The organism is Shinella sp. G-2 (assembly GCF_050172695.1).
Lineage (GTDB): Bacteria > Pseudomonadota > Alphaproteobacteria > Rhizobiales > Rhizobiaceae > Shinella.
This window is the reverse complement of the sequence record NZ_JBBEYH010000001.1, coordinates 432,218-444,260: the sequence shown is the minus strand read 5'-3', so window position 1 is coordinate 444,260 and position 12,043 is coordinate 432,218. Positions and strand designations below refer to the sequence as shown.

The 12,043-nt window shown below is 62.9% G+C and carries 11 protein-coding genes; 3 read left to right on the top strand and 8 right to left on the bottom strand.

Going from position 1 to position 12,043, the window contains the following annotated elements; translation table 11 throughout:
* Positions 1-44: 44 nt before the first annotated feature.
* Both V8U06_RS02180 and V8U06_RS02175 read right to left on the bottom strand, forming a co-directional pair.
* On the bottom strand, positions 45-266 hold the full coding sequence (locus V8U06_RS02180; protein WP_427139311.1) for a hypothetical protein: 222 nt from the start codon (positions 264-266) through the stop codon (positions 45-47).
* A 148-nt stretch (positions 267-414) separates the two neighbouring features.
* A complete protein-coding gene (locus V8U06_RS02175; protein ID WP_427139572.1) occupies positions 415-1,932 on the bottom strand; it encodes a PLP-dependent aminotransferase family protein in 1,518 nt (505 codons plus the stop codon).
* A gap of 136 nt (positions 1,933-2,068) precedes the next feature.
* On the opposite strand from V8U06_RS02175, the gene V8U06_RS02170 reads away from it, so the two are divergent.
* Together V8U06_RS02170 and V8U06_RS02165 are read left to right on the top strand one after the other, a co-directional pair.
* Positions 2,069-3,652 (top strand): ABC transporter substrate-binding protein, encoded by a 1,584-nt coding sequence (locus V8U06_RS02170; protein ID WP_427139310.1) that lies wholly within the window; start codon positions 2,069-2,071, stop codon positions 3,650-3,652.
* Between the two features lie 63 nt (positions 3,653-3,715).
* Entirely contained in the window at positions 3,716-4,555 is an 840-nt protein-coding gene (locus V8U06_RS02165; RefSeq protein WP_427139309.1) for an alkaline phosphatase family protein, read from the top strand.
* A 161-nt stretch (positions 4,556-4,716) separates the two neighbouring features.
* Here the strand turns inward: V8U06_RS02165 and V8U06_RS02160 are convergent, their stop codons facing one another.
* A complete protein-coding gene (locus V8U06_RS02160; RefSeq protein WP_427139308.1) occupies positions 4,717-5,214 on the bottom strand; it encodes a hypothetical protein in 498 nt (165 codons plus the stop codon).
* A gap of 151 nt (positions 5,215-5,365) precedes the next feature.
* Between V8U06_RS02160 and V8U06_RS02155 the strand changes: the two genes are divergently transcribed.
* Positions 5,366-6,226 (top strand): alpha/beta fold hydrolase, encoded by an 861-nt coding sequence (locus V8U06_RS02155; protein ID WP_427139571.1) that lies wholly within the window; start codon positions 5,366-5,368, stop codon positions 6,224-6,226.
* A 150-nt stretch (positions 6,227-6,376) separates the two neighbouring features.
* Here the strand turns inward: V8U06_RS02155 and V8U06_RS02150 are convergent, their stop codons facing one another.
* From V8U06_RS02150 to eutB, 5 genes are all read right to left on the bottom strand, one after another.
* Complete coding sequence (locus V8U06_RS02150; RefSeq protein ID WP_427139307.1) at positions 6,377-7,618, bottom strand: MFS transporter; 1,242 nt, start codon at positions 7,616-7,618, stop codon at positions 6,377-6,379.
* A 215-nt stretch (positions 7,619-7,833) separates the two neighbouring features.
* Positions 7,834-8,844 (bottom strand): N(2)-acetyl-L-2,4-diaminobutanoate deacetylase DoeB, encoded by a 1,011-nt coding sequence (gene doeB / locus V8U06_RS02145; protein ID WP_427139306.1) that lies wholly within the window; start codon positions 8,842-8,844, stop codon positions 7,834-7,836.
* 3 nt (positions 8,845-8,847) lie between these two features.
* Positions 8,848-10,029, bottom strand: coding sequence for an ectoine hydrolase DoeA (gene doeA, locus V8U06_RS02140; protein ID WP_226918635.1), 1,182 nt, complete (start codon positions 10,027-10,029; stop codon positions 8,848-8,850).
* Between the two features lie 34 nt (positions 10,030-10,063).
* Entirely contained in the window at positions 10,064-11,056 is a 993-nt protein-coding gene (gene eutC / locus V8U06_RS02135; protein ID WP_427139305.1) for an ectoine utilization protein EutC, read from the bottom strand.
* Complete coding sequence (gene eutB, locus V8U06_RS02130; protein ID WP_427139304.1) at positions 11,053-12,042, bottom strand: hydroxyectoine utilization dehydratase EutB; 990 nt, start codon at positions 12,040-12,042, stop codon at positions 11,053-11,055. Before eutB ends, eutC begins: the two co-directional genes overlap by 4 nt.
* Position 12,043: the final 1 nt, after the last annotated feature.

Here is a 12,043-nt window from a genome sequence, read left to right as displayed (position 1 = left end):
CGGATGAAAGAAACGTGGCAAAAGCAGCCGGCTCAGATCCACACTCACGCGTGCACGGCGGCCTTGCGCACCCCGCCTTGCAATCGGGCAAGCCGCCGCATCGCCTCGACACCCAGCAAGGGCCCGATTCCGAAGACGGCCAGCGTCGGACGCCAGCCGAACGCACCTGCCAGAAGAGGCGCGGCCTGAATGGTCATCGCCGTGCCGATCCAGGCCCAGAGGGCATAGAGCTCCCACATGTGGCAAAGATAGATCGATTGGTTCAATTGCCTGATCGGCCTCCGGCGTTGGAGGTTTTATCGCGTCGCCGCACATGCCGTGCAGCGGGTAAGCCAACTCTATTCGTTCCTCGATTGGCATGACGAGGATCAACTCGATTGAAGGGCGCGAAGGTGCAGGACCTTTGCGAAGAGGCTATGTCGCGACCAGGCAGCGCTTCAACAATTTCGTTGCGAATTCGATCTCGTCTTCATTGGATGCGGCAAAACCGACAAGAAGCGCCTTCCTGGGCGAGGTCCGGTTTGCAAAGTAATAGGACAATTGCTCGACACCGAGATTGTTTTGCCGGCAACGGATCAGGATCGCATCCTCATCGACCGGCTGATCCTTGTAATAGCAAAGATTGTAGAAGCCTGAAGCGAACTCGGGCGGCTCGAAAATATCGGCGAAATCGGATCGCAGAATTTGCAGAAGCCGGTTCTGTCGCTTGGCATAGATCCGGCGCATTCTGTGCAGATGGCGAACATAGTGGCCGTCTTCGATAAACCGACCGACGATCTGCTCGGTAAACTGCGGCAGCGCCCTGTAGCGAACCTGGATCAATCGGCGACATTGCTCCGCAAGCGCCCTCGGCATGATCATGTAGCCGACGCGCAACGACTGCAGCAAGGTCATGCTGAAAGCGCCGACATAGATGACCTGATCAGCCTGGTCGAGCGCCTTCAACGGCGGAATGGGACCGCCCCGATAACGGAACTCGCTGCCGAGGTCGTCCTCGATAATCAGTGTGCCACGATCTGCCGCCCAATGCAGCATTTCGAGCTTGCGCTTCATCGGCATCGCGATGGTCATGGGCTGCTGCTTCGCAGCCGTGACGAAGGCGAGCTTGACGTCACGGTTGACGACCGTGTGCGGGTCCGGCCCCGATGCATCGACGTGCATCGGTTCGATCTTGCAGCCGGAGGATTGGAAAATAGATCGGATCGCCGCCATGCCAGGCTCCTCGAACGCGACGGTGTCGCCCGGATCGAGCAGCAATTCGGCGAGAAGCGTGACGGCATGATGCGCGCCAAGCGTCGTCACCACTTCCTCCGGCTCGCACCGGATGCCGCGGCTGACGGCGATATGACGGGCGATCTGCTCTTCGAGCAGGGAGGGACGTAAAATCTCGCGGTAATTGACGATGCGGAAGTCGCCCGCGGCGTAGACCTCCTTGGTCAACCGTGACCAGATATCCACGGGAAACAGCCGATGGTCGGGCGTTGCCATATGCAGGTGCTGCGAACCGTCGTTCAGCGTCAGCGACGTCCGCCATGTCAGCGCCTGCCCCCGCCGTGACAACTTGTCTGCGAACCGGTCCGGGGGAAAATCCTTGCCCTCGGCCGAGGCGTCGGAAGGCCGGGTTTGACGGCGTGGAACGGTTTCCACATAGGTGCCGCTGCCCCGGACGGAACTGAGATATCCCTCGGCCACGAGCTGGTCGATCGCCGTCACCACCGTGAAGCGGGATACCCCGAGGCTTTCCGAGAGAACACGCGTCGAAGGGATGCGCGTCCCGCCGGACATCGCCCCCGACAGGATCATCTCCCGCAGACCGTCATAGAGCTGAAGGTAGAGCGGGCGATCGCTTTCGCCATCGAGTATCAATCCATCCAGGCTGGAACCGTCGATCGTGCGGGCGATGATACCTCTCCCCAGGCCTGTGCCAGCCACCAAGTGGACTGGTCATTTTTCTGATTTCTGGACATGTATACGGTATTCTTGCCGAATAATATCCACCCCGGATCAGGCATCACGGTCTGCGGACGAGCCGCTGACCAGGCCATTTCAGCCACTCGGGGGACTATCGATGGATGAGCTAAACTATCTCTCCGGCCTCGTTGCAAAAGGCCGGATGTCGCGTCGCGACTTTCTCTGCCGCAGCGCCGTATTCGGTGTGGGCCTTGCGGCCGCGGGCTCCCTGCTGTCCACCGCGGCGCGGGCTGAAGGGCCGGTGCGCGGCGGAACGATCAGGATCGGCATGCAGGGCGGCGCGTCGACCGATAGTCTCGACCCCGGCCTTGCCACCAATCAGGTCACGGCAATGGTCAATCATTTGTGGGGCGAAACCCTTGTCTGGCTCGCGCCGGATGGTTCGCCGATCCCGGTTCTTGCGGAAGAATGGAGCGCTTCGCCGGATGCCAAGACCTGGACCTTCAAGATCCGCAAGGGCGTGCAGTTCCACGACGGCAGGACGCTGAAACCGGATGACGTCGTCGCGACGATCGAGCGTCACTCGGATGAAAGCGCAAAATCCGGCGCGCTCGGCATCCTCAAGGGCATCGAAACGGTCAAGGCGGATGGTGATGCCGTCGTCTTCACCCTGAAGGAAGCCAATGCCGACATGCCCTTCCTGATGATCGACTACCACTTGGTGATCCAGCCGAATGGCGGGAAGGACAATCCCGAAGCTGCGATCGGCACCGGCCCCTATAAGCTCGCCGGCAGCGAGGCAGGCGTCCGCTACAATGCGACCCGCTTTGAAAACTATTGGGCCAGCGACAGCGTCGGGTTTGCCGAGCAGATCGAGATCGTCGTCATCAACGACGCGACAGCGCGCATCGCCGCCATGCAGAGCGGCCAGGTGCACATGATCAACCGGATCGAACCGAAAACCGTCGCGCTCCTGAAGAACATGCCGCGGGTCACGATCCGCAACGTATCCGGTCGCGGCTTCTATCCGTTCAACATGTTCTGCGACACGGCCCCCTTCGACAACAAGGACCTGCGCCTCGCCCTCAAATACGCGATGGATCGCGAGACGATGATCGAACGCATTCTGCAAGGCTACGGCTCGGTCGGCAACGACACCCCCATCAACAAGGCCTATCCGCTCTATGAGGCGATCGAGCAGCGGGCCTACGATCCCGAGAAAGCTGCCTTCCACTTCAAGAAGTCCGGACATGGTGGCGCCGTTGTGCTGCGCACATCGGAAGTCGCATTTCCCGGTGCGGTCGATGCCGCGGTTCTCTATCAGGAAAGCGCCAAGAAGGCCGGCATCGAGATCGACGTCAAACGCGAACCCGGCGACGGCTACTGGTCGAACGTCTGGAATGTGCAGCCCTTCTCGACCTCCTATTGGGGCGGGCGGCCCACCCAGGACCAGATGTATTCCACCGGCTACATCTCATCGGCGGACTGGAACGACACCCGCTTCAGGAACGATTCCTTCGACAAACTCGTGACGACCGCGCGCGCGGAACTGGACGAGACGAAGCGGCGGGCGATGTATCGCGACATGTCGGAAATCATGCGTGACGAAGGCGGGTTGATCGCGCCAATGTTCAACGATTTCATCGACGGCGTCAGTGAGAGCGTCCAGGGCTGGGAGGACAATCCCGCAGGTGAACTCATGAATGGCGACGCGCCGCTGCGATGCTGGCTCAGCGCCTGACGATAGCCCCGGATCGAGCGCACCGCCCTTCGGCGGTGCGTGATGCCCTGCAAGGATATGCACATGCCGCTTCGCAACAAGCTCCTCCTGATCATCCTCGACGGCCAGCCCTGGCGCAACGCCCGCCGGCTGATGGGCAATCTGGAGGGCTGGGTGGCGGCCGGCGAAGCACGCGTCTGGAGGATGCGCTCGGTCCTGCCCTCGACCTCCGCGTCCTGCTACGCATCCATTCACACCGGCGTGCCGCCGCAAGTACATGGCGTTCTTTCCAACGAGACGCTTTTCCGCGTCGAGCAACCTGACCTCTTCTCCGAGGTGGCCAAAGCCGGCGGCAAGACCGGCGCCGTTGCCCATTCCTTCTGGTCGACCTTCTTTCAGCGCGCGCCCTTCGACATGGTGCGTGACATCGAATACGACGACGCGGACGGCCCTATCCACCATGGGCGTTTCCACACCATGGCGGGCTACAATCACCAAAACCAGATGACACCCAGCGATCTCGATCTTTTCGCGACGCTGACCATGCTCACCGAACGCCACGGTATCGACTACGGCATCCTGCACACCTGCACGCTCGACAGCATGGGGCATCGCTACGGCCATGATTGTTCGCAGATGGATCACGCCTGCTTTACCATCGACGCCCAGCTCGCCGCCTTCCTGCCGCGCTGGCGCGGGAATGGCTACGAAGTCATCGTGACGGCCGATCACGGCCAGACCAACCGGGGCCACCATGGCGGCCACGACGAAGAGATGCAGGATTTCGCCTTCTATTGGTTCGGTGGCGGCGAAGGCCCCGCGCCGGACACCCTCCTCGACCAGCTGCAACTGGCTCCGACCGTGTTGTCACGCCTGGGCATAGAGCCCCCTCGGAGCATGCCGTTCAGGACGTTTCTCGCTTAGAGTTTGTCAGGGAAAAGTGGGAACCGGTTTTCCCGAAAAGACAAACGAAAACAAAAGAATTTAGAGCATGTCTGGTTCAAGCTGAACCTGACATGCTCTAACATCGCCACCGATGACCGCCGCCCCGAACACGGCGTCGGCCGGCCGACGCCGCTGCGGTCTCACAAGCCGGCGTCGTCGTGAAGAAGCTCTCCACTGAAACCGCATGCCGCACCGTGATAACCGATGCAGCCGCTGCGCTCTTCCAGCACCAGCTTTCGACCCTCTTTGAACGTCAAGCCGATTTCACAGTACCGTTCCGCAAGACCGGGGGCCGTGGAATTCGGGTCGTAGGATTCATTTTCGACGAAGAAGTTGCCGCCCGCCTTGTCGAGCTTCACTTCGCCATCGATACCACCGCCGCATCCGGGAAGATCGCCGTCCATGGCGACGGTCGTTCCGATCGAGATCTTGTAGACGTCGTCCTGGAGGTGCTTGAGATCCACGGTCAGATCACCCTCTCCCTGGCCGGACCAAAATCCCTCGACCCCGGCGGGATCCTGCGCATGGGCGGGCACGACAGCAAGATTGAGCGAGGCAGCGACAAGAAGAAATTTGAACATAGGGTCTCCAAAAATAATATTGCCTGACAATGACGAACCGGCGCTGAAACCTTTCATGGATGGGTGTGAGCAATCAAGTCGGCGTTTGGGTTTGCCGTCCTCGTTCCCCAAGCCGGCCCTCATCGCATCCTGCGGCAACGGTCACGGGTGCCGCAAGGAAGGGAACCATTCGCCCCGCTTCGCGCTCCTACGGTTGGAGGAGAGTGCCATGGATGCGCGTACCCGACACCACAGGGCCAAGATCGCCGGCGTCGATACCTTTTATCGGGAGGCCGGACCGCCGGGCGCACCGGTCGTCCTCTTGCCGCACGGCTATCCGTGCTCGTCCTTCGAGTTTCGCAATCTCCTGCCCCGCTTGGCGGACAGATGGCGGCTGGTCGCGCCGGATCTTCCGGGCTTTGGCTATAGCGATACGCCCGAAAACTTCGTCTTCACGTTCGATGGCTATGCCGCATGGCTGGATGCCTTTGTCGAAACCCTCGCTCTTGAGCGTTTCGTTCTCTATCTGCATGACTTCGGCTCGCCCATCGGGGCGAGGCTTGCCATCATGCGGCCGGAACGCATCGTCGGACAGATCATCCAGAACGGCGACATTCCCTACGAAGACGCGTTGGGGCCGAAATACGCCGATATCGAAAAATTCTGGTCCCTGCCGGAAGATCAGCTGCGCGCCGAAATGCGCAAGGCGGTCACGGAAGAAAACTTCCGCGAAGAGTTCCTGAACGACGTTCGCCCTGAACTCTCCGCGCTCATCCCGCCGGACCTTTGGCAATTGCATTGGAGCTTGATGACGGAACGCCGGAAGGATGCCGCCGCGCGGCTCCTGTCCGACCTGAAAGCCAACAGGCGCTGGTTTCCGGCCCATCGCAGCTACCTGCGTACACATCAGCCGCCGACGCTGATACTCTGGGGGCCGCAGGATCACTACATGCCGGAGACCTCCGCGCGCGCCTATCTCCGCGACCTGCCCGATGCGGAACTACATCTCCTCGACGGAGGACATTGGCTGCTCGAAACAAACCTCGATGAGGTCGTTCCCCTCATCCGGAGCTTCCTTGAACGGCTATAGAAAGGTGCCGGCGAAGCGTGCCCTGTCGCAGACAGGAAAAGGGCCAGATGAGGAGAAAGTCGAACGGAAAGCACAACAGATTCATTGCCCGGGACCTGAGAAACCAGTCACTTGAAGTACAAGCCTGTCTGCCTCTGGAAACATCAAGCTCTACCCGGCCGTCGCCACCTGCCGCCGCTGGCGCAGCTTCGGCCAGAGGATCAACCAGCTCACCAGAGAGAGGTTCACGACGTTCCACAGGAAGCCGTGCAGGAAGGCCAGGCGGTAGGATCCGGTGGCGTCGAAGATGTAACCGGCGGCGAGACCTCCACATGCCATGCCGAGCACGGTCGCCATGAGGACCAGGCTGATGCGGATTCCCGCCTCGCGCGGCGGCAGGAACTGGCGGATGATCACCGCGTACATCGGTACGATGCCGCCCTGGAACAGTCCGAACAGACCGGAGATCACATAGAGCGCAGACTGGCTGTTGAAGAACAGATAGAGCAGGAGCGCCGCCGCCTGCATCGACGAGCCGAGGATCAGCATCGGGCCAGCGCCGATCCGGTCGGCGACCACACCGGAAGCGAGACGGCTGACGACCCCAAGGCCGAGCATCAATGAAACGATCTGCGTGCCGACGGCGACGCCGTAACCAAGGTCGCCGCAATAGGCGACAAGATGGACCTGCGGCATCGACATCGCCATGCAGCAGGCGAAACCGGCAACGACGAGAACGCCTTGCAGCACGTTCGGCTTGAGACCGAGCTCGTTGCGCGCCGCTTCGGTCGCCGCCTCGGCCTCGGCATAGGCGGCCGTCTGCAGGCGCCGCCGCAACAACAGGCCGAGCGGCACCATCACCACCGGGATGAAAAGGCCGATGAAGACATGGGTCGCACGCCAGCCCTGCGACGTCTGGAAATGCTCGATGACCAGGGGCCACACGGCGCCGGCGAGATAGCTGCCCGACGCGGCAAAGGTGACGGCGAGCGCCCGGCGTTTGCGGAACCAATGAGAAAGGTCCGAGATCAACGGCGAAAAACCGGCGGCGGAGCCGATGCCGATCACCACCGAAAGGGCGGAGAATTGCCAGATATTGCTGGTGAAGGAAGCAGCGACATAGCCGATGCAGAGCAGGAATGCCCCGATCAGCACCGGTGCGACGATGCCGACACGATCCGCCAGCCGCCCCATCGCCACGCCGCCGAAGGCAAAGCCGAGCATGGTGCAGGTATAGGGTAGCGAGGCGCCGCCGCGTAGCGTGTCGAACTCAAGCTGGAGGGTTGGCAGCACAACGACAACGGACCAGTTTCCGACGCAGGCGACAGTCCCGAGAACGAGCGTGAGCACCAGTCGCAGCCAGGCATAGCCTGAATCAACGCCGCCACCCCTTATCCCCTCGACCGCATTCATCCGCTTCTCCAAACTTGTCTTGAGAGGTCCTCTTGGCCCCGGCTTGCACGCCCGAATGGGCCGCGTTCAAGCATGCCGGAATCACCCTCTGCAACCACACCGTATCAAGTTTTCGCGGTACGAACCTCGCTTTGAGCGCCCTAAAATCTTCGTTGCCTTTCGCTCCGCAGGTCACAGCGAAGCTTTCCTCTCCCGTTTGCTGCGCGTAGCCGACCTCAGGCCACGACGACGGCCGCAAGCACGCTCACGCAGTCGCCGGATTTGACGAGGCCGGGGAAATGGCGGGCGGCGAGGATGCCATCCATCTTCGCCCTGATCTCCAGGGGCTCTGCGCCGGTGCGGCCGACGGGATAGATGCGGGCGACGATCTCACCGTTCCGGACGGTGTCGCCAAGATCGAACAGTGGTTCAATGAGCCCGCCATCCTCGGCGAAGGAGAAGCAGTTGCCGTCGGGCATGTCGAGCCAGGTGGTTTCCGCCGCCTCGACCGTCCCCTTGAGGATACCCGCCGCCTTCAGCACGTTGGCAACACCTGCCCTGGCGATGCCGGCGCTTTTTGCCGTTGCCGTGCCACCGCCGCCGAGTTCGGTGGTGATGAAGACCTTGCCCATCTCCTCCGCCGCCGTGTCGTACATGCCGACCGCGTCGATCTCCAGCATCTTCATCGACCAGGGCGCGCCAAAGGCGCGGACGAGATCGAACGCCTTCGTCTCCTGTGCCTTGTCGGGCAGGATATGGGCGGCGCAAAAGGGCAGGAAGTCGAGCGTCTTTCCGCCCGAATGAAAATCGAGAACGATATCGGCGAGCGGCAGCAGCGTCCGCTGGAAATAGTCGGCGATCTTCGGGGTCACCGTTCCATCGGGCGCGCCCGGAAAACTGCGGTTCATGTTGCCCTTGTCGATGGGCGAGGTGCGTGTGCCCGCCAGGAACGCCGGATAGTTCATGGCCGGCACGATGATGACCCTGCCGGCGATATCCTCAGCCTTGAGCGACCGCGCGAGATCGAACAGGGCGATCGGCCCCTCATATTCATCGCCGTGGTTGCCGCCGGTCAGAAGGGCCGTCGGCCCCTCCCCGTTTTTCACCACCGTCAGCGGGATCATCACCGAGCCCCAGGCGGAATCGTCCCGGCTGTAGGGCAGCCGCAGGAAGCCGTGCTGGACGCCCTCGGCCGAAAAATCGACCGTGGCGCTGATCGGCGATGGGCGAAGGTCACGGTCCGCCATGGCTCAATCCTTCACGAGAAGCTTGCGCGGCACATTGGCGAGGCACTCGACGCCGGTCTCGGTGATCAGGATGCTTTCCGTCGTCTCGAAGCCCATGTCGTCCAGCCAGAGACCGGTCATGAAGTGGAAGGTCATGCCGGGCTTCAACTCGCTCCTGTCGCCGGGGCGCAGGCTCATGGTGCGCTCGCCCCAGTCCGGCGGATAGGAAACGCCGATGCCGTAGCCCGTGCGGTTGTCCTTCACGATGCCGTATTTCTTGAGAACCGCGAAGAAGGCGTTGGCGATGTCCTCGCAGGTATTGCCCGGTTTCGCCACCGCGAGGCCTGCCTCCATGCCCTCCAGCGTCGCCTTTTCCGCATCGAGGAAGGCCTGCGTCGGCTTGCCGAGGAAGACCGTGCGCGACAGCGGCACATGATAGCGATTGTAGCAGCCGGCAATCTCGAAGAACGTGCCCTCGCCCGATTTTAGCGGCCTGTCGTCCCAGGTCAGATGCGGCGCGGATGCCTCGACACCGGAGGGCAGCAGCGGCACGATCGCCGGATAGTCGCCGCCGATGCCCTCCACGCCGCGCGTGCCGGCATCGTAGATTTCCGCCACCAGATCGCATTTGCGCATGCCGACCTCGATCGTGTCGAAGATGCGCTCGTGCATCTTTTCGACGATGCGCGCGGCATTGCGCATATAGGTGATTTCGGCCGCGCTCTTGACCGCGCGCTGCCAGTTGACGAGCGCGGTGGCATCGACGAAGCGAGCATTCGGCAGATGTTTGGTGAGCGCGGCGAAGGCGGCGGCCGAGAACCAGTAATTGTCCATCTCGACGCCGATCGTCAGCGTATCGAGACCGCGTTCCGTCAGCTTGGCCGAGAGATAGTCCATCGGGTGGCGCTCGGTGGACTGTACGTAATGGTCGGGGTAACCGATGATGTTCTCGTGCTTCAGATAGGCGGTGAACTTCGCGCCATTGGCGTCCTGACCGCGGCCATACCAGATCGGCTCGCCCGTTGGCGGAACCACGACGCACTGGTGCACGTAGAAGGACCAGCCGTCATAGCCCGTCAGCCAGTTCATGTTCGACGGATCGCTGACGATCAGCACGTCGATGCCCTTGGCTTCCATGGCCTTCCGCGTTTTTTGAAGACGCGCTTCGTATTCCGGAAGTGAGAACTTCAGGTTCGCTTGTTTCATCGGTTTTTCCTCTATACCCGGCGAAAAGCCGGTCTCAACTCTCGAAGGTCGTGCCGGCGCCTGCCGCTGCCGCGCGGGCGGCGGCAAGCGTTGCGATGGCCGTGTCCTGGATGCCCGTGCCGGTAAGATCCGCCACGGTAATCTGCTCGGGGGCGCTGCGGCCCGGTTTGCGCCCGGCGACGATCTCGCCGAGTTCGGGGAAGCCCGTACCCTCGGTGACGAGGCCGGCTTCGATGGCATGGTGCAACTCGCCGAGACGGCGGGTCTGCTTCAGGCTGTCTGCGACATAGAGCCCGGCACCGGTGATGACCGCCGGCTCGATCTCGTTCTTGTGCTCGGCATCCGAGCCCATGGCCGTGACATGCTGGCCGGGCTGCAGCCATTCGGCCCTCAGCACCGGCGTTTGCGATGGCGTCGTGGTGACGACGATATCGGCCCCGTCGACCGCCGCCTTGCCATCCGCCCTTGCATGAACGGGGAAGCCGAGCTTCAGCGTCAGGTCCGCCGCGACCGCCTCGGCCTTTGCCGCATCGCGCGCCCAGATGCGCGCTTCGCGGATCGGCCGCACGAGGCTCAGCGCTTCCAGTTGCAGCCTCGCCTGCATGCCGGCGCCGAAAATGGCGGCAACGCCAGCCTCCGGGCGCGAAAGATGCCGCGCCGCGACGGCGCCGGCGGCAGCCGTGCGCACATCCGTCAGATAGCCATTGTCGAGCAGCACGGCCTTTACGAGGCCGGTCTTCGTGGAGAACAGCACCATCAGGCCGTTCGTGCTCGGCAGGCCGATGGCCGGATTATCGAAGAAGCCGGGGCTGATCTTGATGGCGAAACCATCGAGGCCTGGCACATAGGCGGTCTTCACGTCCACCTCCGCGCGCTGTTCAGGCATGTCGAGCCGCAGGATCGGGGGCATGACGACAGCCTTGGTGGCAAGCGCATGGAAGGCATCCTCGACGCAGGCGATGGCCTCGAGATCGAGCGGCACGATGCGCCGGAGCTCCGCTTCGGTCAGGATCTTCATCGTCGTCATGCCGCATCCTCGCCATTCATCACCCGCTGGTGCAGGCTCATATCCACGTTGCGGCCGGACAGGACGATGGCCACCGGGCCGTCCAGCCGGCCGAGCCGACCGGCAAGCAGCGCCGCGATGCCGACTGCCCCCGCGCCTTCGATCACCTCCCGCTCCTGCGCATAGGCATGCCGCATGCCCGCGGCAATCTCGGCTTCCGAGAGCAGGACCACGTCGTCGAGCAGGGCATGGCACATGGCGAAGGTCACGGTATTGTCGAGCCCGATGCCCCCGCCGAGAGAATCCGCCAGGCTCGCCACTTCCTCGACCTGGACCGGCCGGCCGGCATCGAGGCTCGCCTTCATCGCCGCCCCACGCGCCATGGTGAGGCCGATGACGCGGGTCTTCGGCGAACGGGCCTTGACCGCTGCGGCGACGCCCGCTGCCAGCCCGCCGCCGGAAAGCGGTACGAGCACGGTCGCGACATCGGGCATGGCCTCGACGATTTCCAGCCCGAGCGTGCCCTGCCCCGCAACGATCGCCGCGTTGTCGAACGGCGGCACCATGACGAGGCCGTCTTCGGCGACCAGCCGGTCCACCTCCACCTGCGCCTCGTCCTGCGACCGGCCGACGATGCGCACGTCAGCGCCGAGCCGGCGGATTTCGGCGACCTTGTTCTGCGGCACCAGGCTGGACATGCAGATCGTTGCGACGGCACCTTCGGCCCTGGCGGCATGGGCAAGGGCGCGGCCGTGATTGCCGGTCGAGGCCGCCACGATACCCCGTGCCCGTTCCGCGGGCGAAAGGGAGAGCACCGCATTGGTCGCGCCGCGCAGCTTGAAACTGCCGGTCGTCTGATGATGTTCGAGTTTCAGGCCGACCGGCACACCCAGGCGCTCGGACAGGACAGCGGAAAGAGCGAACGGCGTGCGCAGGACACGGCCCTCGATGCGACGAGCCGCCTGCTCGATATCGGTCATGGTCACGGGAAGGCGCGCATTCGTCATG

Coding starts and splice junctions, on each gene's coding strand:
- eutB (WP_427139304.1), bottom strand. CDS start 12,042: ATGACGAATGCGCGCCTTCCCGTGACCATGACCGATATCGAGCAGGCG.
- doeA (WP_226918635.1), bottom strand. CDS start 10,029: ATGAAACAAGCGAACCTGAAGTTCTCACTTCCGGAATACGAAGCGCGT.
- doeB (WP_427139306.1), bottom strand. CDS start 8,844: ATGGCGGACCGTGACCTTCGCCCATCGCCGATCAGCGCCACGGTCGAT.
- V8U06_RS02160 (WP_427139308.1), bottom strand. CDS start 5,214: ATGAAAGGTTTCAGCGCCGGTTCGTCATTGTCAGGCAATATTATTTTT.
- eutC (WP_427139305.1), bottom strand. CDS start 11,056: ATGACGACGATGAAGATCCTGACCGAAGCGGAGCTCCGGCGCATCGTG.
- V8U06_RS02150 (WP_427139307.1), bottom strand. CDS start 7,618: ATGAATGCGGTCGAGGGGATAAGGGGTGGCGGCGTTGATTCAGGCTAT.
- V8U06_RS02170 (WP_427139310.1), top strand. CDS start 2,069: ATGGATGAGCTAAACTATCTCTCCGGCCTCGTTGCAAAAGGCCGGATG.
- V8U06_RS02155 (WP_427139571.1), top strand. CDS start 5,366: ATGGATGCGCGTACCCGACACCACAGGGCCAAGATCGCCGGCGTCGAT.
- V8U06_RS02165 (WP_427139309.1), top strand. CDS start 3,716: ATGCCGCTTCGCAACAAGCTCCTCCTGATCATCCTCGACGGCCAGCCC.